The organism is Corallococcus sp. RDP092CA (assembly GCF_041903675.1).
Classification (GTDB): domain Bacteria; phylum Myxococcota; class Myxococcia; order Myxococcales; family Myxococcaceae; genus Corallococcus.
In genome coordinates, this window is record NZ_JAYESI010000011.1 from 135,905 (window position 1) to 157,951 (window position 22,047).

Annotated in this window: 22 protein-coding genes; 6 read left to right on the forward strand and 16 right to left on the reverse strand. The window is 72.6% G+C overall.

Features of this window, described 5'->3' with window-relative positions; genetic code table 11:
- Window positions 1–202 precede the first annotated feature (202 nt).
- Complete coding sequence (locus U8525_RS14755) at window positions 203–829, forward strand: DUF1361 domain-containing protein (RefSeq protein ID WP_374266000.1); 627 nt, start codon at window positions 203–205, stop codon at window positions 827–829.
- Between the two features lie 96 nt (window positions 830–925).
- Here U8525_RS14755 and U8525_RS14760 read toward each other — a convergent pair whose 3' ends face one another.
- The 3 genes from U8525_RS14760 to U8525_RS14770 all read right to left on the reverse strand — a co-directional run bounded on the left by U8525_RS14760 (window position 926) and on the right by U8525_RS14770 (window position 3,134).
- Window positions 926–1,564 carry a hypothetical protein gene (locus tag U8525_RS14760; RefSeq protein WP_374266002.1) on the reverse strand — a complete coding sequence of 213 codons (639 nt, stop codon included), beginning with the start codon at window positions 1,562–1,564 and terminating at the stop codon, window positions 926–928.
- Entirely contained in the window at window positions 1,555–2,412 is an 858-nt protein-coding gene (locus U8525_RS14765; RefSeq protein WP_374266004.1) for an endonuclease/exonuclease/phosphatase family protein, read from the reverse strand. The genes U8525_RS14760 and U8525_RS14765 overlap by 10 nt, the downstream gene beginning before the upstream one ends.
- Before the next feature lie 83 nt (window positions 2,413–2,495).
- Window positions 2,496–3,134, reverse strand: a complete 639-nt coding sequence (locus tag U8525_RS14770) for a glutathione S-transferase N-terminal domain-containing protein (RefSeq protein WP_374266006.1) — start codon at window positions 3,132–3,134, stop codon at window positions 2,496–2,498.
- Between the two features lie 106 nt (window positions 3,135–3,240).
- Here U8525_RS14770 and U8525_RS14775 point away from each other — a divergent pair, with 106 nt between their 5' ends.
- Window positions 3,241–4,170 carry a LysR family transcriptional regulator gene (locus U8525_RS14775; protein ID WP_374266008.1) on the forward strand — a complete coding sequence of 310 codons (930 nt, stop codon included), beginning with the start codon at window positions 3,241–3,243 and terminating at the stop codon, window positions 4,168–4,170.
- Between the two features lie 137 nt (window positions 4,171–4,307).
- The gene (locus U8525_RS14780; protein ID WP_374266010.1) at window positions 4,308–4,970 is read left to right on the forward strand and encodes a glutathione S-transferase family protein; all 663 of its coding nucleotides are present in this window, start codon (window positions 4,308–4,310) and stop codon (window positions 4,968–4,970) included.
- 84 nt (window positions 4,971–5,054) lie between these two features.
- Here U8525_RS14780 and U8525_RS14785 read toward each other — a convergent pair whose 3' ends face one another.
- Window positions 5,055–7,457, reverse strand: coding sequence for a M20/M25/M40 family metallo-hydrolase (locus tag U8525_RS14785; protein WP_374266012.1), 2,403 nt, complete (start codon window positions 7,455–7,457; stop codon window positions 5,055–5,057).
- Window positions 7,458–7,714: 257 nt separating this feature from the next.
- Here U8525_RS14785 and U8525_RS14790 point away from each other — a divergent pair, with 257 nt between their 5' ends.
- Together U8525_RS14790 and U8525_RS14795 are read left to right on the forward strand one after the other, a co-directional pair.
- On the forward strand, window positions 7,715–8,542 hold the full coding sequence (locus U8525_RS14790; RefSeq protein WP_374266014.1) for a crotonase/enoyl-CoA hydratase family protein: 828 nt from the start codon (window positions 7,715–7,717) through the stop codon (window positions 8,540–8,542).
- A gap of 136 nt (window positions 8,543–8,678) precedes the next feature.
- Window positions 8,679–9,704 (forward strand): methyltransferase, encoded by a 1,026-nt coding sequence (locus tag U8525_RS14795; RefSeq protein ID WP_374266016.1) that lies wholly within the window; start codon window positions 8,679–8,681, stop codon window positions 9,702–9,704.
- A gap of 145 nt (window positions 9,705–9,849) precedes the next feature.
- Here U8525_RS14795 and U8525_RS14800 read toward each other — a convergent pair whose 3' ends face one another.
- The 12 genes from U8525_RS14800 to U8525_RS14855 all read right to left on the reverse strand — a co-directional run bounded on the left by U8525_RS14800 (window position 9,850) and on the right by U8525_RS14855 (window position 21,309).
- Window positions 9,850–10,365, reverse strand: coding sequence for an OmpA family protein (locus U8525_RS14800; protein WP_374266018.1), 516 nt, complete (start codon window positions 10,363–10,365; stop codon window positions 9,850–9,852).
- A 106-nt stretch (window positions 10,366–10,471) separates the two neighbouring features.
- Window positions 10,472–10,798 (reverse strand): ArsR/SmtB family transcription factor, encoded by a 327-nt coding sequence (locus tag U8525_RS14805; RefSeq protein ID WP_374266021.1) that lies wholly within the window; start codon window positions 10,796–10,798, stop codon window positions 10,472–10,474.
- A complete protein-coding gene (locus U8525_RS14810) occupies window positions 10,798–11,424 on the reverse strand; it encodes an SRPBCC family protein (protein WP_374266023.1) in 627 nt (208 codons plus the stop codon). The genes U8525_RS14805 and U8525_RS14810 overlap by 1 nt, the downstream gene beginning before the upstream one ends.
- 329 nt (window positions 11,425–11,753) lie before the next feature.
- Window positions 11,754–12,245, reverse strand: a complete 492-nt coding sequence (locus U8525_RS14815) for a tenascin-X (RefSeq protein WP_374266025.1) — start codon at window positions 12,243–12,245, stop codon at window positions 11,754–11,756.
- A 63-nt stretch (window positions 12,246–12,308) separates the two neighbouring features.
- Window positions 12,309–12,740 (reverse strand): MauE/DoxX family redox-associated membrane protein, encoded by a 432-nt coding sequence (locus tag U8525_RS14820; protein WP_374266027.1) that lies wholly within the window; start codon window positions 12,738–12,740, stop codon window positions 12,309–12,311.
- 97 nt (window positions 12,741–12,837) lie between these two features.
- Window positions 12,838–14,049: a proprotein convertase P-domain-containing protein gene (locus U8525_RS14825; protein ID WP_374266029.1), complete on the reverse strand. Its 1,212-nt coding sequence runs from the start codon at window positions 14,047–14,049 to the stop codon at window positions 12,838–12,840.
- A gap of 42 nt (window positions 14,050–14,091) precedes the next feature.
- Complete coding sequence (locus U8525_RS14830) at window positions 14,092–15,591, reverse strand: methyl-accepting chemotaxis protein (RefSeq protein ID WP_374266031.1); 1,500 nt, start codon at window positions 15,589–15,591, stop codon at window positions 14,092–14,094.
- Complete coding sequence (locus U8525_RS14835; protein ID WP_374266033.1) at window positions 15,588–16,205, reverse strand: RedB protein; 618 nt, start codon at window positions 16,203–16,205, stop codon at window positions 15,588–15,590. Before U8525_RS14835 ends, U8525_RS14830 begins: the two co-directional genes overlap by 4 nt.
- Before the next feature lie 237 nt (window positions 16,206–16,442).
- Window positions 16,443–17,546 (reverse strand): trans-aconitate 2-methyltransferase, encoded by a 1,104-nt coding sequence (locus U8525_RS14840; RefSeq protein ID WP_374266035.1) that lies wholly within the window; start codon window positions 17,544–17,546, stop codon window positions 16,443–16,445.
- 127 nt (window positions 17,547–17,673) lie between these two features.
- The gene (locus U8525_RS14845) at window positions 17,674–19,587 is read right to left on the reverse strand and encodes a glycosyltransferase (RefSeq protein WP_374266037.1); all 1,914 of its coding nucleotides are present in this window, start codon (window positions 19,585–19,587) and stop codon (window positions 17,674–17,676) included.
- Window positions 19,584–20,315, reverse strand: coding sequence for a PIG-L deacetylase family protein (locus tag U8525_RS14850; protein WP_374266039.1), 732 nt, complete (start codon window positions 20,313–20,315; stop codon window positions 19,584–19,586). The genes U8525_RS14845 and U8525_RS14850 overlap by 4 nt, the downstream gene beginning before the upstream one ends.
- A complete protein-coding gene (locus U8525_RS14855) occupies window positions 20,308–21,309 on the reverse strand; it encodes a hypothetical protein (RefSeq protein WP_374266041.1) in 1,002 nt (333 codons plus the stop codon). The genes U8525_RS14850 and U8525_RS14855 overlap by 8 nt, the downstream gene beginning before the upstream one ends.
- 380 nt (window positions 21,310–21,689) lie before the next feature.
- Between U8525_RS14855 and U8525_RS14860 the strand changes: the two genes are divergently transcribed.
- Complete coding sequence (locus tag U8525_RS14860) at window positions 21,690–22,037, forward strand: PEGA domain-containing protein (protein ID WP_374266043.1); 348 nt, start codon at window positions 21,690–21,692, stop codon at window positions 22,035–22,037.
- Window positions 22,038–22,047: the final 10 nt, after the last annotated feature.

Genomic DNA, 22,047 nt, shown 5'->3' on the forward strand with positions numbered 1-22,047 from the left:
TTGGCCCGCGCATTGCTCAAGCCCGGGTCCAGAAGGCTCCATCGACGGCGCCCCGGCTCCACGCCCTTCCCGGGGCCGCTCCTCCGTGGTCATTCCGCCACGGGGCGCGGCTGGCTCGCCACACGCCACCATGTCCAGACCTCCTCCCTCCCTCGCGTCCACCCCGTGCGGCCATGGCCTGCTGCCAGCGATTGTCGGCAGCATGCTCGCGGTGGACCTGCTGGCCGTCCGGCTCGACTGGAGCGAGCGCGCCAGCTACGCGTTCCTGTCGTGGAACCTGTTCCTCGCGTGGGCGCCCTACACCCTGGCGCTGCTTGCGCGGGTGCTCATGGCGCGGGGATTGGACGAGCCGTGGCTCATGGCCCCGCTGGCCCTGGGCTGGCTCGCGCTGTTCCCCAACGCGCCCTACCTCGTCACGGACTTCATCCACCTGCGTCAGCGGCCCGTGGTCCCGCTCTGGTTCGACGCCGCCCTGCTGGCCCTGTTCGCCGCCCTCGGGTGGATGCTGGGCCTGCTGTCGCTGGAGATCTGGAAGCGGTGGCTGGAGGCGCGCTGGGGACGCGGGGCGGCCTGGGCCTTCGTCGCCGCCACGTCCGTCCTGTGTGGCTATGGCATCTACCTGGGCCGGGTGGAGCGCTGGAACAGCTGGGACGTGCTCGCGGAGCCGGGACGTCTCCTCGCCGCCATGGCCTCGCACGTGCGCGATCCGCTGGCCCACCGGGCCCTGCCTTCCGTCACGCTGCTCTTCGCCCTGCTCCTGCCGCTGTCCTACGCCGCCTATGAAGCGCTCATTGCCCGCCGACGCCGCCAGCCGGGGAACGCCTCCTGACGGCTGAACCGGACCTGGGGGGCGCGGCACCAGCAGGGTCCCCGGGCCCCCGCGTCAGCGATGGGACGTGCGTCCCCACCGGAGCGTCAGCCCCGCCTAACCCCCGGGCTGACGACGGCCCTCGCGCACGTCGAACGGGAACTCGAGGCCCCCCTCCGCGCGCAGCTCCAGGGATGGCGACAGCCGGTACGCGACGCCCAGCGAGCCTCCGGGAGAGACGAGCACGCTCGCGCCGTTGAACCGGCCCTGGAAGACGGTCAGCGGCCCCGCGAGGCCGCCCATCAGCGACGCGCCCCCGGTGAGGGTCCACCTGCGACCGAGCCGGTAGTCGACCAGCGCCTGCGCGCCGAGCCGGAAGTTGACGGGCTCCGTGGAGTTGTTGGTGACGGGCACGTACCAGACCCCCGCGCTCGGGGCGAGCGACAGGGTCCAGGGCGAATGGTCGACGAGCCGATGCCGCGTCCCCAGCTCCAGGCCCAGCAGGGTGAGACGGCCGCCCCAATCCCAGTTCTCACCGGCGCCCTTGCGAAAGGTGAGCTCGGGGTTGGGGAGATACGCCCGCTCCCGGCCGCGCTCGAAGGCGAGGGTGTTGACGGAGACGCCGACCTCGGTGGTCCCCACGGGGGTCGTCGCCGCGCCCAGGTTCCGCGCCCCGCTCATGCAGCCGGGAGCGACGAGGAGCAGCGCGCCCGCCCCCAGCGTCTTCGCGACGTTCCTCGAGGTCATCACGGCCATGCGAAGCGCACCCACACCGGCTGGTGGTCGCTCCCGGAAGGACGCTCGTCCACGCCGCGCTCCACCGGCGTGAGCCCCTTGGTGAACACGGAGTCGAGCGTCAGTCCGCCGATGATGGAGTCCACGGTGTCCCCCACGCCTTCGGAGGCCCACAGGAAGCCCCAGTCCTCGAACAGCTTCACGGTCTGCGTGAGGCTGCCCGGGTCGGAGGTGTTGAAGTCACCGGCGATGACCTGCGCCGGCGCCGCGCCCTCCACCGCGTGGATGACCGTCTCCGCCTGATCCAGCCGCGCGCCCAACCCGACGATGGGCGTCGCGCCGTGCACGGAGACCACCTGGAAGGGGGTCCCCCGGATGTCCACCGTCGCGGCGACGCCGATGCGGTGCTGCTGGTGATACGGGTCGTCGTGGGGGAGGTTGATCTTCTGGTCCGCGGTGATGGGCCACCGGCTCAGCACCGCGTTGCCGAAGTCATCGCCATCCTTCGCCACGGAGGCGGGGTAGTAGACGTAGGAGAGCCCCAGCTCCTTCGCGATCCGCTCCACGGAGGGCGCGTCCATCTCCTGCATCGCGATGACGTCCGCCCCCGCGAGCGGCGGGCTCGACAGGGACGCGATCGCCTCGGTGACGTGCTCGGCGAAGGCGAGGTTGTAGGTCACCACGGTGATCGAGGCGGGAGCCTCCACGCCGGTGGGGACGACGGGCCGGTAGTCCCCGCTGTACCGGGGCCCGGCCGCGTCGGGGTAGCTGGCCATGAGCGGGCACCCGGTCAGCAGACCGAGCACCAGGAGGGCCCACAGCGGTGAAGCGACCGGGCGAGCCTTGTTGCACCGCGGGGACTTGCTCATCTCAGACACCAACATGATGGGCTGCCCGAAATTGCACGCCTTTCCGCGGCGCTGGCTGCTCGGCTGTCCGGGGACCCGCGTCCCTACGAGCGCGCCTTGTGCCTCTCGAGCTGGGCGCCGTAGAGCTTCCGCTCCTCCAGGAAGGCCCGCGCGACGCTGGGCCGGTCCTTCAGGCGCGAGAAGTACGCGAGGAGCGCGGGCCACTTCGACAGGTCGATGGGCGTCGCCACGCACCAGCCCAGCACCGTCACCAGGTACGCGTCCGCGACGCTGAAGCGGTCCAGCAGGAACTCGCGGGCGGCGAGGTGCCGCGCCAGGAAGGCGAGCCGCCCGGCGCCCTTCTCCAGGGCGTAGCTCCTCGCCCCCTCGGTCGCCGACGCGTCGAGCAGCGGGAAGAACGTCGCCTTGTGCAGCTCCGCTCCGATGAAGGACAGCCACTGCTGAAGCCGCGCACGCGCGCGGCGGTCCGTGGGCGCGAGGCCCGCCTGGGGCAGCGCCTCCGCCAGATATTGCAGGATGGCGGCGTTCTCCGTGAGTACGTCGCCGTCGTCGGTGCGCAGCGCGGGGACGAGCCCCAGCGGATGGACCTCCAGGTAGTTGTCTCCGGCGTGCGTCCGCTTCGTCTTCGAATCGACCTCGATGAACGTCGCCTCCGTCCCCGCTTCGTAGAGGCAGATGCGGGCCGCGGCGGAGCACGCCAGGGGGGAGAAGTAGAGCTGCATGGGATGTCCTCCAGGACGTCGAACGTGGGCCTGCGCTGAACGACGGGGACGACTCTCCGCCTCCGGACGGGATGCGTCCAACGCATCGTTGACATAGGCTCGATGCATGGATGACATCGCTCCGCCGCCCTCCCCTCGCCTCGACGTGCGCGACCTGCGCGTGGTGCTGGCCCTGGCGTCGGCCGGGACCACGGCCCGGGCCGCGGCGGCCCTGCACCTCACGCAGCCGGCGGTGAGCCGCGCGCTGCTCGCGGCGGAGGAGCGGCTGGGGACGCGGCTCTTCGACCGGAGCCCTCGCGGGCTGGTGCCCACGCCAGCGGGACAGGAGCTCGTCGAGGGCGCCACGCGCCTCCTCGTGGCGCTGGGCGACCTGGAGCACCGCGTGCGCGCGCCGGTGGCGCCGGCCATCCACCTCCGGCTCGTGTGCGAGTGCTACACCGCGTACCACTGGCTGCCCTCCGCGCTGGTGACGCTGCGCAAGAGCCTGCCGGGCCTCCACCTGTCCCTCGCGGTGGAGCACACCCGGGACCCGGTCCCGGCGCTGCTGGAGGGAGCGTTGGACGTGGCGCTCCTCACGGCGGCGTCCGTGCCTCGCGCCGGGCTGGAGGTGCGGCCGCTCTTCTCGGATGAGATCGTCTTCGTGGTGGCCGCGTCGCACCCGCTGGCCGCGCGTCGCGCCCTCAGCCTGGACGACCTCCGCGAGAACACCCTCCTGGCGGGGCAGACGCCCGCGGCGGAGTCGCACTGGTTCGTGTCGCAGGTCTTCGGCCGCGAGCGCCCGCGGCTGCGCCTGGAGCGGCTGCCGCTCACGGAGGCCATCCTCGACGTGGCGCGCGCGGGCCTGGGCATCGCGGTGCTCTCCGAGTGGATCACCACCCCGCACCTGGGCAGGGGCGACCTCGTCGTGAAGCGCCTCGCGTCCGGGCCCCTGCGGCGGCCCTGGCGGATGGCCTGGCGGAAGGAGGTCGGAGACGCCGCGCTCCGCCTCCTCGCCGCGCTCGAGTCCACGGCGCCCCGGGGGCTCGCGGTGGGGTGAGGGGCCCGGCCCCTCCCACGTGGAGCCCTCCGGCGGGCTTGTGGCCCGGGGAGGGTTCATGACGCGGCGGGCGATGGAGCGCGACGTGCTCCGCCGTCCGCCTCGACAATGCGGGGCACGGTATCGACAATGCCGGGATGATCACGCTCTATGGCTTTGGCCGCGTCAATTCGAAGGTCGTGGGTCTCACGCGCGATCTGCGCCCCTTGTGGACCCTCGAGGAGCTGGGCGTGCCCTACCGGGTGCACGGCGTGGATCACCCCGCGGGGGAGACCCAGGGTGAGGAGTACGGGCGGCTGAACCCCTTCCGCCAGGTGCCGGTGCTCGACGACGACGGACTCGTGCTCACCGAGACGGGCGCCATCCTGCTGTACCTGGCGGAGAAGACGGGCCGGTTGATGCCCGCGGATCTCCAGGGCCGCGCCCAGGTGACGCGCTGGTGCTTCGCCGCGCTCACCACCCTGGAGCTCCCGCTGTCCCAGATCGTGATGATCGATCTGCTCGGCGCCGCCGACCCCACCGGCGCGCAGCGGCGTCCCGGGTTGGTGAAGTACGCGGAGCGCCACCTGACAGCGCTCGAGGACTGGCTTCGGGAGCGACCGTATGTCACCGGCGAGGCGTTCACCGTGGCGGACATCCTGATGACCACGGTGCTGCGCGAGGTGCGGAACGCGAACGTGCTCGACGGCTTTCCCCGCGTCTGCGCCTACCGCGAGCGCTGTGAGGGGCGGCCCGCGTGGCAGCGGACGCTGGAGGCCTATGAGCAACGCCTCGGGGTTCCGGCGGGCAGCGCGCGCTAACGGGTGACCGGGAGGACCGGCGGGCGGCGACGTACTCCGGCAGGCGCGTCGCCAGGGTGGGGCCCGCCGGACGACGCCAGCGCCTCAGGGCGTGGGGCCGGGTGAGACGTGCGTGGCCGCCGCCTCCAGCCGCAGCGTCCGCGTCACCCGGGTGCCCTCGGCCAGGCCCTCACCGAAGGGCACGGGCATGGTGTCCGCCGGGCGAGCGGGCAGCCCCTGCGTCACCGACGGAGGCACCGCGTAGGTGTGCTCCCCCACCCTCACGGTGGGACTGACGCCGGACGTCAGCTCCAGCTCCAGGTCGAAGCCGCTGGCGGACGGCGCCCAGTAGCGCAGCAGCACGCCCTGGGCCGCGTCGCCGCGGGCCCGCAGCACGTCACCGGAGGCCCGCTGGCCCGCGAGCGTCACGGACGCCACCGCGTCGCCGGGCAGCACCTGCACGTCCACGAAGGCCGCGTCCGGATGGGACGGGGCGATGTGGAGCGCCACCTTCCGGCGTCCGCCCTCCCCGGCCTCCGCCCGTGAATCCACCGAGGGGCCCCGCACGTCGTCCCCCGGCATGGGCGCGGGCGCGCTCCAGAACAGCCCCTTCACCTCCGGCAGCGCGTCCACGGGCCCACGCGTCGGGGCGTTGCCCAGGTAGGCGCGCGTCCAGTCGTTGAGCACGGCATCGGAGGTCACCCAGCGCGCGCGCTGCGCGTCCGCGTCCACCAGGTACAGCAGGCCCGTGGGGCGCGGATTGCGCGCGTCGAAGCGCTGGCCCACGGCGAGCGACACCAGCAGGCCCAGGGCCACGAGCGCGGCCCCGCCCGAGGCCCACGGCAGCCCTCGGCCCGCCAGCCACAGCCAGCCGGGCGCGAGCAGGCAGATGCCGAGCATCAGCAGGTCGGTGGGCAGCGCGGTCCGCTCCAGCGGCAGCACCGTGAGGAAGGTGACCAGCAACCACGGGAGCATCAACAGGAGCGGCAGCGCCGCCAGGCCCCACAGCGGCACGTGCCACGGCGTGAGCGGCCGCGTCCCCCGGCTTCCCAGCCACAGGAACAGCAGGACCATGGCCGCCAGGGGCCAGAGGAACAGCGCGCTCGCGCCCGGCAGCACGGCGCTCACGCCGAAGCAGACCACCGCCCACGGCACGCAGCCCCCCGCGGCCAGCTCCAGCACGGGCGCGCGCCGGCGGAGGTACAGCCCCACGCCCATCACCGCCATCACCAGCAACACCACCGCGAGGAAGAAGCGCGCGTTGTCCTGCGTCTCCGAGCGGCCGAGCGCGCGATATGCGGGCTGGAGCAGCTTCAGCAGCGGCCACGCGAGCCGCGGCGAGCTGCTGGCCAGGAAGCCCACGAACAGCAGCACCAACGCCTCCCGCAGGACGGCCCACGGGCGCAGCAGCTTGCGGTGGCGCGCGCGAACGAGCGCGAAGAGGAAGAGACCGCTCCAGAAGCTCGCCAGCGGGATGGCCCAGGCCCTGGGGTAGTGGACGCGCAGCGGCCCCGCGCTGAAGGCGATGAGCTCCTCGCCCTCCGGCACGGACGCCTCGCGGGAGATGCGCCGGGTGAGCGCGAGCAGCGTGTCGCCCTGCTGCTGGAGCAGCCCGTCGGAGACGGCGTCCACGGACTCCTTGTTCGTGTGGTAGGCCTGCGTGCCCTCCACGTTGGCGAAGTTCAGCCCCTGCCAGCCGCCCTGCCGGAGCGCCGTGAAGTCCGTGACGTTCTTCATCCGCTGGTACGCGGCGGTGAAGACCGAACCGGAGCTGACGTCCGGGGCCTCCTCGGCGAGCCTGCGCACGAGCCAGCCGCCGCCCGGGGAGACCTCGAACATCAGGAGCGGCCCCGCGTTGCCGCGCGCGTCCACGTTGAGGAGGACGCCGGACTCGCGAGCCCAGGGGTGGGACGCCGCGAAGGCCGTGCTGCCGAGCAGGTGCTGCTCCTCCGCGTCCGTGAACAGGAACAGCACGTCGCCCGCGAGCGCCGGCCCCTGCTGGAGCGCCCGCGCCACCTCCAGGATGGACGCGACGGCGGCCCCGTTGTCGGACGCGCCCGGCCCCGTGGGCACGGAGTCGTAGTGGGCCACCAGCATCACGGTCGTGCCCTTCGCGCCGTCCTTCGCGCGCAGCCGGCCGATGACGTTCTCCACGTTCCCGGCGGGGCGGGGCACGCCCAGGGCGGGCGCGAAGACGGCCTCTCGCTGGAGCTGGACCTCGGCGCCCAGGTCCCGCAGGCGCGCTTGCAGGTAGTCGCGCACCTGCGCGTGCCGGGGCGTCCCCAGCGCGTGGGACTCCGCGCCGATGAAGCGCAGGTGCTCCCGGGCGCGCTCGGAGGAGAACCGCTCCGCGGGCGCGGAGGCGGGCACCAGCTCCGGCAGCGGGCTCCCGCGCAGCACCAGCAGGACCACGCCCAGCCCGAGCATCGCGGTCACGCCCCGCGCGATCCACCACGCGCGAGGGGAGGCACTCCGTTCCAGGCCCGCGGTCTCGGCGGGGTCGCTCATGGCTCAGTCCTTCAAGCGCGCCCATCATCCGGTGGCGCGAGGTTCACGGATCCGCGCGGCCACTCTACGTCACGGTGAATCCGGTCAACACGGCCCACAGCGAATGCATCCCGCTTGCCCGGCCTCGGGAGGCCCATGCCTGATGGGGCCACCTGCGCCTGACGCGTCCGCATGCCCATGGGGATCGTCAGGTCAGTAGAGACACCGGGCGGTATCTGCTCAAGTGCCATCCGCTCACTTCGATCAAGAGGGAACGGATGGACAGCACATACAAGTCATTGCGCATCGAGAAGGGCGACAGCGTCGCCGAGGTGGTGCTCACCGGCCCTGGAAAGGGCAACGCCATGGGTCCCGACTTCTGGCGGGAGATGCCCGAGGTGCTCCGCGCGCTGGACGCCGACGACGCCGTGCGCGTGGTGCTGCTTCGGAGCGAGGGCCAGAACTTCACCTACGGCCTGGACCTGATGGGGATGATGGAGTCCCTCGGGCCGCTGCTCGCCGGCGAGAGCAACCTCGCGCTGGAGCGCGGCCAGCTCTTGAAACTGATTGGGGACATGCAGCAGGCGACGGAGGGGCTGGCCCGGTGCAGGAAGCCCGTCATCGCCGCGGTGCACGGCTGGTGCATTGGCGGGGGCATGGACCTCATCGCCGCGTGTGACTTCCGGTACTGCTCCCAGGACGCGAAGTTCTCCCTGCGCGAGGTGAAGGTCGGCATCGTCGCGGACCTGGGCGCGCTCCAGCGGCTGCCGCGCATCATCGGCGAGGGGAACACGCGCGAGCTGGCCTACACCGGCAGCGACGTGGACGCGGCGCGCGCGCTGCGCATGGGCCTGGTCAACGAGGTCTTCCCCTCCCCCGAGGCCCTGCTCACCGAAGCGCGCGCGACGGCGCGGCGCATCGCGGACAACCCGCCGCTCGTCGTTCAAGGCGCCAAGCAGGTGATGGAGTACTGCGCGGACAAGTCCATCGCGGACGGGCTGCGCTACGTGGCGGTGTGGAACTCGGCCTTCCTCCAGTCGCATGACTTCGCGGAGGCCTTCGCCGCCTTCGCCGAGCGCCGGCCACCGCGCTTCCAGGGGCGCTGACGCGCGCGGCGTCCCCCAGCAGGCGGCCACGGCCTCGGGAGACGCCAGCCTCCAGTCGGACCCGCGGTCAAATCCATACGTCAACCCACCCCAGGAAATGCAGCCTCGCTCAATGGAACACGATTAGACTCGCGCCATGAACGACACGCTTGGCGGACAACCGTCTCCCACGCAGCAACTGCATGCGGGCATCACGAGCTACTGGCGCACCCAGGTCATTGGCACCGTGGCCCGCCTGGGAATCGCGGATCTGCTCGCGGGGGGCGCCCGCGACAGTGATTCGCTGGCGACCGAGCTGGGCGTCCACCCGGACGCCTTGTTCCGGCTGATGCGCGGCGGCATCGCCGCCGGCCTCTTCATCGCCTTCGCCGAGCGGACCTTCGCCCTGACGCCGATGGGCGAGGGCCTGTGCTCGAACGCCCCCGGCTCGCTGCGGGAGCTGGCCATCATCCAGAGCAGCCCGTCACACTGGCTGCCCTGGGGGCGCCTCACCGACGCGATCCGCACGGGGACCTCTCCCATGCAGGCCGCGCTCGGCTGCGACATCTGGGAGCACTTCGCCCGCCACCCCGAGGAGGCGGAGCACTTCGCCAGGTCCATGGGCGACTGGTCCGAGATGGTGGCCAGCGAGGTGGCGCACCACGTCGACTTCGCGCGGTTCGCGCGCGTGGCGGACATTGGCGGAAGCCACGGCGATCTGCTGGCGCAGGTGCTGCGCGCCCATCCCTCCTGCCGGGGCATCCTCTTCGAGTTGCCCCAGGTCGCCGAGAGCGCGAAGCCCGTCCTGGAGTCCCGGGGCCTCGCCAACCGGGTGGAGGTGGTGGCCGGGAGCTTCTTCGAGCCCGGCATCCCCGCCGCCGACGCCTACCTGCTCAAACACATCCTCCACGACTGGGATGATGACGTCTCCACCACCCTCCTCCGCCGGGTCCATGAGGCGGCCCCGGCGGGAGCCCGGCTCTTCGTGGTGGAGCTGGTGATTCCAGACAACCGGAACCCGGACCCCACGCACCTGATGGACCTCAACATGCTGGTGGTCGCCAACGGGCGCGAGCGCACCCGCGAGGAGTTCCACTCGCTGCTCACCGCGACCGCCTGGAAGGTGGAGCGCCTCATCCTCACGCGGAGTGGCACGAGCATCATCGAGACCGTGAAGGCCTGAGCGGCGGAGGCGGCCGTGGACTGCGCCGGCTTCCTGCCGCGGAAGGACGCCCAGGGGCGCCATTGCGGCCAGACCGTCTGGACCAACGACGCGGACGGGCAAGGGCGGCGCCCGTGACGCCGCCCTCCGGCCTTCGTGAAAGGGATTACAGCCGGACCTGGAGCTCGTAGCGGCGGTTCTGGGCCTTCTTCGCCTCGGTGTTGTCTGGCTTCACCAGGAGGCGCTCGGAGCCGTAGCCCACGGCGGTGATCTCCCCGCGGGGGATGCCGCGCGAGACCAGCTCCTTGACGATGGTCTCCGCGCGCTTCTCGCTGAGCGCCTTGTTCTTCGCGGCGTCACCCGTGGAGTCCGTGTGGCCGGAGACCTCGAACTTGTAGCTGTTCACCCCCGCCGCGACGAGCTGCTTCTTCGCGTCGATGAGGACGTTGGCCAGCTTCTTGAGCTTCGCGTCGCAGCCAGGCGCCAGCTCGGCGGTGCCCGTCTTGAAGCTGCACTGGTTCTTCTTCGCCTCCTCCGTCAGCTTCGTGTTGACGCGCTTCTCGACGGCGGACTTGCTGGCATTGCCCGCGGCCTTCTTGACGGAATCCAGGGGGCTTTGCGCGGCGGCCACGCCCGGGACGGCCAGCAGCGATACGGCGATGCAGAGCGCCTTGAGCTTCATTCGTAGAACTCCTTGGGCTCCAGGGAAGGGAGCCGGCCCCGGAGGCGGCCGAGGGAGGCGCGTCGCGTCCAGCGACACGCTGTGGGCAACGGGGGGCGCCTGCCCGCTAGCCGCGCTTCTTCTTGCCCCGCGCGACTTCTGTAGCCAGGGCGTCCAGCTTCGGCGTCCAGAACGCACGGAAGCGGTCCAGCCAGGCGTCCACCTCCGCCAGCGGGGCGGCGTCCACGGCGTAGAGGCGCCGGGCGCCATCCACCCGGACCGTGGCGAAGCCGTTGTCCCGCAGGACCTTCAGGTGCTGCGAGACGGCCGACTGCGTGATGCCGAACTCGCGCTGGATGACCTCCACGACCTCACCCGAAGCGTGCTCGCCTTCCGCGAGCAGCTCCAGGATGCGGCGGCGGACCGGATCACCGAGGACATCGAAGGCGTGCATCAGCCCCCTGTATAGAACGCGGCCGTGCGCTCGGCCATCCCTCGGGCCACGTCCGGCGCCTCTCCGGCCGCCACGTGGGCGTCGGCCCAGGCCTGCGCGCTCGCGCGCATGAAGGCCTTCGCCTCGTCGGAGGTGCTCCAGGAGGCGGCGGCCTCCGCGGCCACGTCCTTGCCTGTTTCGAGGTACAGGCCCAGGCCCAGGAAGCCCAGGTCCCAGCCCACGCCCGTGGCGCCAGGACCGAACTGGCTCCAGAACTGTTCGATGTCCGCGCTGTGCACGATGTGCTCGAGCGTCAGCCGCGTGCCCTGGCCCTCCGGCGCCAGCCGGACGGTCACCCAGCTCATTCCACCGTTCATCTCCCACGTCAGGTCGAACGCCGAGGGCTTGTCGCACCGGGTGATGGTGCCCCCCGCGTTCCCCTTGATCTGATAGCGACCGCCCTTCTGTAGCTGCCCCTCGACGGGCGCGAACCAGCGCGGGATGCGCTCGGCGTTGGTGACCGCGTCCCACAAGTCCTCGATGTCCGTGGGGTAGACGCGCTGCGCGACGACGACGTGGGCCGGCTTGCCCTCGTGATCGCGTTCGACGCAGGTGCGGAACTGGGCGCCAATGAGCTGGTGAAGCATGTGCGGACCTCCTCCGTTCACCGGAGTCACTACAGTCCGAGCTAATATTAGTCAATTCTTATATAACTCGCGGCGCTGGGCATGTGGCGCGCGCGTGCCCATGGCGACTGGCTCGTCGGTGCGCGTGTCGCGGAAGTGAGGCTGCTGGAGCGCGTACCAGGCGCTCAGGTTCGACTTTGCACTCCACCACGCGGGCACGCGCCGCCAGCCGCCCTGCCCTCGGGGTCGCGACTGGAAGGACACCGCTCGCGGCGAGGCACCCGCGGCGTCACCTTCGAGGTGACGGGGCCCACCCGCCGAGGGCCCCGCCGCCAGCGCGGCGCCGCCCGCTACGGATCCTGCGGCACCTGCGGGCAGTTCGGACCGGTGCAGACGGGGCCGCAGTCCGAGCACCAGCCCATCTCATGGACCTCGCAGAGGTGGTCGCCACACGTCAGGCTTCCGCAGTCCGACAAGCAGCTCGCCACCGTCTCGTTTCCGTTGCACACGCCGTCCCCGCACCAGGTGGAGGGGCCGCAGTCCCACGGGCAGGTGGCGTTCGTCTCGCCGTTGTCGCACCAGCCGTCGCCACAGAAGGGCAGCGGCGTGCAGTCCTCGACGCAGGTGTCGACGGACTCGCCGTTGGCGGTGTCACAGATGCCGTCACCGCAGATGAAGGCACACGGCAGACAGTTCCACGGGCCCACGCCGCCACAGGGACATTCGGACCCGAGCTCGGACTCCGCCTGCGCCGGCGCCACGGACTCGTCGTCCACGCTGCCGCACGCGGCGAGCAATCCCAATGACAATGACGCGAACACCCTCAACAGACGTGCTTTCACGAGAGGCTCCCGGTTGGAGGTGCCCTCAGTGATAGCACAGCCTGTTTTACCCGATAAAACCCCCTACCCCGCGCGGCGGGTCCGCCGCCACGCATCCACGGAGAGGTGGTCGTGGTGCGCGGTGGCGATGAGCACCACGTAGAAGGCCAGGTAGGTCATCTGGATGCTCGCCGCGTTCCAGTTCTGCGCGGAGCACGCACCACCGATGAGCAGCAGCATCAGCAGCGTCCCCGCGACGAGCACGCGCCTCACCTCCACGCCCAGCAGCACCAGGAGCCCGATCACCGCCTCCGCCACCGGGATGACCAGGCTCACCGCGTACACCCACGAGGGCGGCAGCGGGCTCTTGTCGAAGGAGTCGCGCATGCCCGCCGCGAACGCCGTGAGCTGCGGCAGGCGGAAGAGGCCATGGAGCGCGATGTTGAGCCCCAGCCCCACCCGGGCCAGGGCGTACGCGAGGCGTGCGTTGTCGACAGGCTGCGAGGGCACGGTCATCGGGAGACCTCCGTGGCTCCCCGTGTCCCTCCGAACGCCCGCGAGGACAAGCCCCGCGGGCGTCAAAGCATCCTTCGATGGACTCGAAGGATGGGCGTCAGTCCCAGCGGCTGGTGAGCTTCAGCTTCCACTCGCGCAGCTTGCCGTTGCCCACGCCCGACGGGTTCACGATGTGCAGCTTCCACAGGCCGTTGACGGAGCCGTCGCGCGGGATGCCGCGCGTCACCGGGATGCGCTTGGGCGGCGTGCCCTCGTTGGGGCCGTCCCACAGGAGCGCCGTCTCACCGCCCGGATCCTCCAGCGTCAACACCAGCCTGGACGGGTTGTTGTGCGCCAGGTCCAGCTCCACCGTGATGTCCTCCGGCACCGTCGCCAGGCCCACCACCGGCTGCGTCGACGTCCGCGGCGTCGTGTTCCCCTGGAGCGTCAGGTCCGCGAACGCCGTGAACTCGCCCGACATCCACGCCGGCCGGCACCAGCCCTCCGTCGCGCCCGAGTCCAGCCCGTGGCACGCCAGCCCGTCCTCACAGGGCACGAAGCGCGAGCACGAGGCGCCGTCGCCCGGGAGGCTCGACGTCGTCACACAGCGGCCGTAGGGGCTGGAGCCGTCATACGGGATGCCCTCGCAGTGCAGCCCCGTCCCGCAGGTCGCCGCGCCCGTGCACGGGTCGCCCTCCTCGCCCTGCTGGGTGGCCGTCTTGAGGTTCTGGAGCGCCGTCGCGTCCACGGACGGCAGCCGGCCCAGCCGCAGGATGTCGTAGAAGGGCCGCGCCGCCACCATCGCGTTCGCCGCCACCGCGGGCACGTGGTACGTCGTCTGAAGCGCCGCCAGCGGCTGCGTGTTCACCACCGCCAGCGCGCGCCGGGCCTCCGCTACGTTGAAGGACACGCCGTGGAAGGTGCCCACCCAGCCATCCACCGGCAGCTCCACCCGGCCCGTGCCCCGGGCGTACGTCTCCAGCGCCGTCAGCGCCGCCGGCCCCACTTGGGGCAGCGCGTCCACCTGCTCGATGGAGACGAAGCGCCGGTCGTCCGCCGTGTGCGCGATGCCGTCCGGCCCGTTGCGGGAGGTGATGATGCTCTGCGCGGCCTGCGAGTTGAGCGGCACCTCCGTGTCCAGCACGGCGAAGGTCGTGGCCCAGTCGTTGAGGAACAGCACCACCCCGTTGCCCGCGGGCGTGCCCGAGGCCAGCTCCTGCGCCTGCGCGGACAGCGCGTCAGCCGGCGTGTCCGACACCGCGGCCGCGCCGCAGCTCAGGAGGAGGGGAACCGAGGAAAACGAAAGAAAACGACGGAGTCTGGAGTTCATGGCGTCCATGTACTCCAAGACAGGCCGCGTGTCGGTGACCGTTCAGGTCTTGTCCTGATACAGGGCGATGACGCCGTGGACCTGGTCGGTGACCTGCTGGAGGCGGTCCGCCGCGGCGTGGGTGGCCTCCACGCGGGCCACCGAGGCCTGCATCAGCGCGGTCAGGTCCGACACCGCGGTGAAGATCTGCGACACGCCCGCCGACTGCTGGCTCACCGACGCCGAGATCTGCCGGACGGCGTCCGCGTTGCCCTTCACGAGGCCGGACAGCATGACCATCTGTTCGCCGGAGGAGCGGATGATCTCGATGTTCCGCCCCATGCGTTCCCCGCCCTGGCGGGTGAGCTCCACCACCCCCTGGATTCGGGAGCGGGCGTCGTCCAGCACCGCGCGCACCTGTTGCGTAGCCGTGACGGACTGGGACGCCAGGCCCCGCATCTCCCGCGCCACCACCGCGAAGCCCCGGCCCACCTCCCCAGCCCGCGCCGCCTCGATGGCCGCGTTGATGGCGAGCACGTTGGACTGGTCCGCCAGGTCCTGCACCGTCCGGGTGATGCCGACGATCCGCTCCGTATACGACGCCAGCCCCTGGATGCGCTCGGTGAGGTCCACCGCCTGCGCGCGCAGGTCCGCCAGCCCCTCCACGCTCCGGCCCATGGCCTCCTCCACCGCCGCGCCCACGTCCCCCGCCTGCTGCGTGGCCGCCAGCACCCGCGCGGCCTGCGCGGACGCCACCAGCGACGTCTGGCGGATCTCCTCCGCCGTCACCCGCGTCTCCTCCAGCGCGCTGGCCTGCCGGGAGAGCTCCTGGCGCTGCTCGCTCGTGGACGCCGTCAGCGTCGTCACCGAGTCGCGCAGCGCGACCGCGGAGCCCATCAGCGGGCGGAGGACCTGCTCCTCCGTCGCGGTCCTGGACAGCTCCAGCTGCGCCTCGCGCCTCGCCGCCTCCCGCAGGTCGCGCTGGCCCTGCACGCAGGACGTGATGAGGAAGAGGTCCTCGAAGGCCACCCACGCCACATGCTCCAGCCAGCGCCAGGAATCACGGGCGTGCATGCCGAAGATGGACTCCGGCCAGAACATGCCGCGCAGGAAGTGATCCGCCGTCACCACGCCGCTGAAGGTGAGCAGCACCTTCCAGTCCCGGTAGATGGCGAGCAGCGCCAGCGAGCCGAAGATGTGGAAGTGCGTCTCGATGCGGCCCCCCATCAGGTGGATGAGCAGCCCGGATACCAGCGCCTGCCCCGCCGCGATGACGTGCCGCGTGGACGCGCGCCCGGGCCGCGTGAGGGCGAGCGCCACCGGCAGGCCCGCCAGGAGCAGCCCCAGCCACAGCGCCGTCACCACGTGGAGGTGGACCGTGCTCTGCAATCCCTCCCAGGCCCGCGGCGACAGGTAGACCGCCGCCGCGATGCCCCCCAGCCACTGCAGCACCATCAGGACCACGAAGGTCCGGTCCGTCCTCCGGCCCAATGACAGCCATTGCGCCTCGAACAGCTGGCGCGTGCGCGCCGCCACGGCGGTCTCAGACAGTTGGAGTCTCATCGCGGGAGCTCACCGGGTGACGCGGGGGGCGTCTGGAGGGCGCAGCCGAAGACCGGCGCGGCGAGGGGGCGGGCGGCGTCCGAGCGCAGCAGGTCGCGGATGGCGCGCCCCCCCGCGCTCTCACCTTCGTGGCCCCGGGCGGGGGTGATGCCGCCGCTGAAGCGCGCCACGCCGTCCGGAGAGAAGAGGACCACCTGCCCGGACGTGCGCGCGCCCAGCTCTCGCGCCGCCTGACCGTCCACGTCCGCCACCACGCGCGCCCCGGGCAGGGCCGCGGCGCGGGTCCACAGCTCCGAGCGCTCGAAGCCCGGGGGCGCCTCGCGCGGCGCCCAGACGAAGACGCGCGTGGCGAGCCGCCCACCCTCGCGGTCCAGCAGCCTCGCCAGCTCCGACAGGGTCGCGCGGGAACACGGGCACCGGGGATGGAGGAAGACCAGCAGCGTCCACGCCCCCGGCACGCGCGCGAAGCGCTCCGGCAACCGGACCGGGGGCGTGGCTGCGGCCCCCTCGGCGCTCGCGTGCGACCAGACGCTCCCGAGCCCCAGCGCGCACGCCGCGAGCCAGCCGCTCACCATCCACGGCAGGGCCCCGCGCCAGCGCGCGCTGTGCTTCAACCCCGCTTCAAGGAACGCCCGGGCCGGGGCATTCACGGAGCCAGGCGAGACATCCGGGATGGCCATACATAGCCATGCTGAAGACTTTCCGCGTCATTGGCAACGCTGAAACAAGCAGGCAAGTCCATACATGATTCAGCCCGGGATTCGCGCCAAACCCAGACGAGCGATCCTTCCGCGAGAGACGCCTGGCCGCCCTGTGGGCAAGCCCGGATTCCCACCCAAGAATCCTTGTGTTCACCGTTCCCAGCGCCGGATTTCGGTCCCCGCGCGGCGCACGAGCAGGGGGCTCGAAGCGCCATCCACGGGCTCGATGCGGCCCGGGAGCGTCGCGGCCTGGACGCACCTCCAGCCGCGCTCGGCGAGCGCGGCGTGCACCTGCGCGCCGAAGCCTCCGCCGTAGGACGTGAGCAGGTGGGACGCGCGCAGCCGGTCCAGGAGACCTCGGCAGGCGTCGTCGGACAGGTAGTAGAGCACCTCCGCGAACAGCACCAGGTCCGCCTCCAGCGCCACGTCCTCCGCGCGGGCCTCCACGATGCGCACGCGCGCGTGGCGCCCCAGCCGCTCGCGCAGGCGGGTGACGAAGCGGGGCTCCGACTCCACCGCCTGGACGCTCGCGTCGGGGAAGAGCGTCAGCAGGTGCTCGGTCATCACGCCCTCGCAGGCGCCCACGTCCACCACGCGCCGGGGCGGGCCCGCGTGGCGCAAGGTCTCCAGCACCTTCGTGGTGAGGGCGAAGCGCTCGCCCTCGTAGGGGGACCGGGCGAAGCCCCAGGGGTCCGCGAGCTCCGCGAAGACCTCCGGCTTCGTGAGGGACAGGGCGCGCACCACGTCCCCGGCCCGCGCTTCGGTGAAGGCCTCGATGCCGGGCCCGTCGCGCACGGGGTCCGTGCACGCGCCGGAAGCGGCTCCGCCCGGACGCGCCCGGTAGAGCGAGTTGAGCAGCGCCAGCTTGCGCTGGAAGGCCGCGTCGTCCAGCACCGTGCAGGCGGTGGGCCTGGCCCCCGTGGCGGGCACCCACAGCCGGTCGAAGACGCGGCTGACGAGCAGCGCCACCTCCCGGTGCAGCGGGGCCTCCTCCTGCGGGCTGTGCGTGTAGACGCGGACCTCGCTCCGCGCGCGCCGCTCGCGGCACCACGGCCCCACCTCCGAGGGCGACAGCAGGAGGTGCGTGCTCCGCGCGCCCAGGGCTCGGCCCACGGCCTCCAGCTCCCGGCCCGCGCTCCCCTCCTCCGTCACCACCGCGAGGTCCGCTCCCGGCGCCACCGTGCTGAACAGGCGGACCACGTCCTCCGGGTGGGCCACGACGATGAGCGCCGGGGCCTTCTCGTTCTCAGCCATGCACCGCGCTCCCATCTGAAAGCCACTCGTGGGCTCCGGACGATGCGCCGGAGCGTGGAGACCTTCCGCCGGGCGCCAAGCCCCCGCGGGCACGGTCCCGGGCCTCACGTGACGGCGGGCGCCGGGCTCAGCCCATCGCCGCGCTCCAGTCGGACACGTCCCGCGCCTCCTCCTTCGGGAAGCGCAGCAGCGGCAGCAGCTGCTCGCGGATGAGCGGCTCCCAGCGCAGCCGCTCGGACAGCGCCCAGCCCGTCGCCAGCAGGAGGCGGCCCTCGTGCGCGTCGCGTGGAAGGCGGCGCACCACCTCCTCCGCCACGCGCGCGGCGGTGCGCAGCTCCGCTCCCCGCAGCTCGCTGGCGGACAGCGCCTTCCAGGTCTCCACCGAGTGCGCCAGGCCCTCGGCGCGCGCATCCGCCACCGGATCCGACACCACGAGGTTCGGATGCGCGGCCTCCGACAGCCCCTGGCGCTCGCACACCCCCTTCAGGGCGCGCCGGGCGCCGCTCACGCCGGAGATGACGCAGACGGCGCCGCAGCCCAGGGCCTCCAGCTGCGCCAGTCCATGGGACTCATACAGCGACTGGCCGAGGGACACGTCCGTGGCGCGGTGCAGATCATCCCGAGTGAAGTCCAGGCCCGCGGGCCACGTGGGCTGGTTCACCAGCGCGATGTGCAGGCCCGCGTCCTTCGCGTTGAACGCGTCCACCCGCGCCTTCAGCGCGCGCAGGTTGTCGGACGGCGCCGCCTCGCTCCACTCCGTCACCAGCACCAGCAGCGCGGGCTTGCGCTCCGGGGGCAGCAGCGTGGCCAGGTGCTCGCACACGTCCACGTCGCGCCAGAGCCCCTTGCAGACCTCGTCCCGCGCGATGTGCGTGAGCAGCAGGCGGAAGTCCCGCCCCCACTGCGCGCGCGCATGGGCCAGCACCTTCGCCCGCGCGGCCTCCTTCGCGTCCCAGCCCGTCTCGATGGGCCGGTGCCCGTGGGGCACCACCGTCACCGGCTGGAGCGCGTAGCGCGCGTCCAGGAACCTCAGCTCGTCCGCCACGGACGCGCTCACCGCGCCCACGCGGTCGCACAGGTGGCCGTTGCGCAGGATCTGGAAGCTGGGCCAGGTGCCCACGGGGTACACCTCGTCCAGCGTCTTCCCCTGCTCCAGCCCCAGGCGCTGGATGTTGTAGAAGCGCGCGTCGGACGCGCCCTGCCCTCCCTCGCCGTACTCCACGAGCACCCGGGGCGTGCGCACCTCGCCCGCGTAGTACACGGTGCGGCACCAGGCGCGCCCGTCCAGCAGCGCCTTGTACGCGAGCGGCAGCGACAGGTGCTCCTGCGCCAGGATGACCGTCCCCGCGCCCTCCTTCGGGCGCAGCCGCTCCAGCGCGTCGAAGACGGGCTCCGCGAGCGCGATGGCCAGCATCGCGTCATGGTCCAGCGCGGGCGCGTCCACCAGGCCGCGCCGCACCGCCTCGCGGAACAGGCGGTTGACCCAGGGCGCCGCGCCCAGCCGCGTGCCGAAGCGCTGGCGCCACACGCGCGACAGCCCCCGCCACGGCGCCGGGCGCGGCCCCCGGCAGTCGAACGGGAGGTCCACCCCGAGCAGCGTGTGCAGCCGCGCGAGGAACCCCGGCAGCGTGCCCAGGCGCACCCGGTAGCCCCGGAGCACGTCGGTGAGGTCCACGAGCAGCACCTCCACGGGGCCGCCCGGCGCCTCGCGCCGCCCGTAGACGAACGACACGTCGTGCTTCTCCTCCACCGGCTGGAAGACGCGCGTCCACCGCTCCGGGTTGTCCCGGCGCAGGCCGCTGTAGAACACCTCCCCGTGCGCCTCCAGGTCGCGCGCCAGCGACTCCTCCGGCGCGTAGCTGCCCAGGCCGCACGGCCGCACCGTGGGGCTCACCAGCAGCGTGCGCGGGAAGGCCTGCCGGTACTCGGGCGCGGACACCAGGTGCTCCAGCACCACGCCCATGCCTCCCAGCGTGCGGGTGGCCTCATAGGAGAGGTGCACCAGCAGGTCCCCCTCCGCCCGGGGCTCCCTCGCGCTCATGGCGCCACCGTCCAGACGCGCTCGCACAGCCCCCGGCCCGCGCCCAGCCGCCGCGCGTGCGCCTCCACGGCGGGCAGCGTGTGGGGCTCCAGCTGGCTGGCGTAGAAGGACAGCCCGCGCACCTTCGCGGACCACAGCGCCGTCATGTCCAGCCACCGGGGCGACAGCCCGAGCGCCCAGGCGTAGTCGACGATCTCGTCCTCCGGGTGGTGCGCGGAGTACGGCAGGTCCTCGTAGTAGACGACGCTCCGTCCGCCGCGCAGGGCCCGCACCGCGTCGCGCACCATCAGGTGGTCCACGTGGCTGGAGATGCCCAGCGGCACGTAGCAGACCGCGTCCGGAGAGACGCTCACCAGCACCTCCTCCAGGGCCAGCCGCACGCGCGCGGCCAGCGCGGCCCGGGCCTCCTCCGGCTCGGCGGGGGCGCCCGGCGGCGCGCGCAGGCTGGTGTCGCGGAAGCCCAGGTGCACCAGGTCCGCGCCGTGCGCGCGGGCGAATCGCCGGTCCTCGCCCATCCGCAGCGACGTCACCGCCATCGCCCGCGACGGGTCCACCGGCAGCACGAACTCCCAGCAGCTCTGCGAGAAGACCGTGACGAGGGTGGGCACGACGCCCCGGGGCACGCCGAGCAGGCTCGCGTACGCGCCCAGCGCCACGTCGTCCGGATGCGGGGAGAAGAAGACGTGCTCCGGCCCCTCGTCCCTGGAGGTGCGCGCGCGCTCAGCCACGGGCGCCTCCCGCGAGCGGCGGCGCGGGCCACGCGTCCAGCGGCAGGTCGTGCAGGTCGCCCTCGGGCGTGACGAAGCCCAGGATGACCACGCGCTCGCCGTCGTTGTGCACCGTGTGGCGGAACGCGCGCACCGGCGCGTCCAGCTCGCGCGTCAGCCCCTCGGAGAAGAGGCCGGAGGTGATGAGCCAGTGCCCCCCGTCGTTGGGCACGAGGCGCGGCGTGCCCCCGTCCAGCCACACCAGCCCCGGCCGGGACTCCCCCATGTTGAAGGTGAAGAAGCTCTTGTCCGAGTGCGGCTCCGACGCGTGCGCCACCACCTCCCGCCTGCGCCGCGCGGTGCTGGGCGCGTGGTACTTCACGAACCGCACCGCCCCTTCCGAGCGGCGGCGGAACAGCCGCGTGAGCCCGCCGGGGCGCAGGCCGTAGCCCAGCTCCAGCGCCTCCAGCAGCGCGATGCCCACGGCGTGGCAGGCGTCGTAAGCGTCCTCCGAGGCGTCCAGCAGCGCCCGCACCGGCTCCGGCACCACGCGGCGGCGGAAGCACGTCCACATGGCGGGCTTGGCCATGAAGGCCTCGATGGGCTGACGCACCACCGGCGACTCCGGGTACCAGGTGGCGTTGTAGCCCGTCTCGAACACCGTGGCCGCGGGCAGGAGCGCGTGCAGGTACGGGTGCGCCAGCAGCGCGTGCTGGAAGGTCGCCTCGTAGCGCCCGAACAGGCCCGCCAGCGCGTGGCGCTCCAGGAAGGCCGCGGGGCGCTCCAGGTAGAAGAAGCCGCGTTGAGACAGGTGGGTGACGAGCCGCCGCGCGAAGGACTCCCGCTGGCGCGGCGTCCCGGACACGAAGTCCTCCAGCCGGAGCGGCCGGAGGCCCGCGAAGCGCTGTGGCGCCCTGCGCACGAGGCCGTCGCGCGCGGACGCGAACGGTCTGGGAGGCAGGGACGGGGCCGGTGTCCGTGACGCGGTGGCGGGCATGGGGGAGCGGGTCGGCATGGGTGGGACTCGGGCGGGAACGTTTCGCAGGTTACGGGTGGCGTCTGACATGCGTGGATCCACAGGGACCCGGCCCCAGGTCCAATTCCTCTCAAACCCAGCCACCTCCCGGGTCCTCCGGCGCACCCGCGGCGGCGCTCCTGCTCGCGCGGCTCCGGGTCGCGGACGGCGCCCATGCGTCCACCGGCGGACACCCCCTCTTTCCGCTCGGGAAGACGACCCGGGCTGGTGGGTCTGGAAAGCACCCCGGGCGTGTTGTCTTCACCGGGATGTATGGGTGGAGACAGCGCTTGCGACGCGGGGGCCGGTGCCTTGACGGAGGGCCCGGCGCTCGCGCTCCAATCCCTGTCATGCCTCCGCATCCGAGACATCTATTCACCATGCTCCTGATGGCGGGGGCCTGCGCGTGCGCGGGCGCCCCGGGCCCGCGGGACGTCGAGGCCCTGGCGCTCCCGCGGCTGGAGCCCTCCCGTCCACCGCGGCCCGCTCCCGCCCTGGGCCGCGCGGCGGTGACGGGGCTGCGGCTGGCGGTGATGCCGGACCGCGCTCGCGTCTTCGTGGACGGCCGCGCCATGGGGCTCGCGCGGCAGCTGGGCGCGCTGGTGCCGCTCTCGCCCGGCGTCCATCAGGTGAGCGTGCGGCTGGAGGGCCACGCCACGTGGCGGGCCGAGGTGATGGTGGGCGACCGGCCGGAGCCCATCCAGGTGACGCTGGCCGCCGCGCCGTGACGCGACGCGG

Excerpts from the sequence above, each read along its gene's own strand:
- U8525_RS14755 (WP_374266000.1), top strand. The coding sequence starts at position 203 with ATGCTCGCGGTGGACCTGCTGGCCGTCCGGCTCGACTGGAGCGAGCGC.
- U8525_RS14760 (WP_374266002.1), bottom strand. The coding sequence starts at position 1,564 with ATGGCCGTGATGACCTCGAGGAACGTCGCGAAGACGCTGGGGGCGGGC.
- U8525_RS14765 (WP_374266004.1), bottom strand. The coding sequence starts at position 2,412 with ATGAGCAAGTCCCCGCGGTGCAACAAGGCTCGCCCGGTCGCTTCACCG.
- U8525_RS14770 (WP_374266006.1), bottom strand. The coding sequence starts at position 3,134 with ATGCAGCTCTACTTCTCCCCCCTGGCGTGCTCCGCCGCGGCCCGCATC.
- U8525_RS14775 (WP_374266008.1), top strand. The coding sequence starts at position 3,241 with ATGGATGACATCGCTCCGCCGCCCTCCCCTCGCCTCGACGTGCGCGAC.
- U8525_RS14780 (WP_374266010.1), top strand. The coding sequence starts at position 4,308 with ATGATCACGCTCTATGGCTTTGGCCGCGTCAATTCGAAGGTCGTGGGT.
- U8525_RS14785 (WP_374266012.1), bottom strand. The coding sequence starts at position 7,457 with ATGAGCGACCCCGCCGAGACCGCGGGCCTGGAACGGAGTGCCTCCCCT.
- U8525_RS14790 (WP_374266014.1), top strand. The coding sequence starts at position 7,715 with ATGGACAGCACATACAAGTCATTGCGCATCGAGAAGGGCGACAGCGTC.
- U8525_RS14795 (WP_374266016.1), top strand. The coding sequence starts at position 8,679 with ATGAACGACACGCTTGGCGGACAACCGTCTCCCACGCAGCAACTGCAT.
- U8525_RS14800 (WP_374266018.1), bottom strand. The coding sequence starts at position 10,365 with ATGAAGCTCAAGGCGCTCTGCATCGCCGTATCGCTGCTGGCCGTCCCG.
- U8525_RS14805 (WP_374266021.1), bottom strand. The coding sequence starts at position 10,798 with ATGCACGCCTTCGATGTCCTCGGTGATCCGGTCCGCCGCCGCATCCTG.
- U8525_RS14810 (WP_374266023.1), bottom strand. The coding sequence starts at position 11,424 with ATGCTTCACCAGCTCATTGGCGCCCAGTTCCGCACCTGCGTCGAACGC.
- U8525_RS14820 (WP_374266027.1), bottom strand. The coding sequence starts at position 12,740 with ATGACCGTGCCCTCGCAGCCTGTCGACAACGCACGCCTCGCGTACGCC.
- U8525_RS14825 (WP_374266029.1), bottom strand. The coding sequence starts at position 14,049 with ATGAACTCCAGACTCCGTCGTTTTCTTTCGTTTTCCTCGGTTCCCCTC.
- U8525_RS14830 (WP_374266031.1), bottom strand. The coding sequence starts at position 15,591 with ATGAGACTCCAACTGTCTGAGACCGCCGTGGCGGCGCGCACGCGCCAG.
- U8525_RS14840 (WP_374266035.1), bottom strand. The coding sequence starts at position 17,546 with ATGGCTGAGAACGAGAAGGCCCCGGCGCTCATCGTCGTGGCCCACCCG.
- U8525_RS14845 (WP_374266037.1), bottom strand. The coding sequence starts at position 19,587 with ATGAGCGCGAGGGAGCCCCGGGCGGAGGGGGACCTGCTGGTGCACCTC.
- U8525_RS14855 (WP_374266041.1), bottom strand. The coding sequence starts at position 21,309 with ATGCCGACCCGCTCCCCCATGCCCGCCACCGCGTCACGGACACCGGCC.
- U8525_RS14860 (WP_374266043.1), top strand. The coding sequence starts at position 21,690 with ATGCTCCTGATGGCGGGGGCCTGCGCGTGCGCGGGCGCCCCGGGCCCG.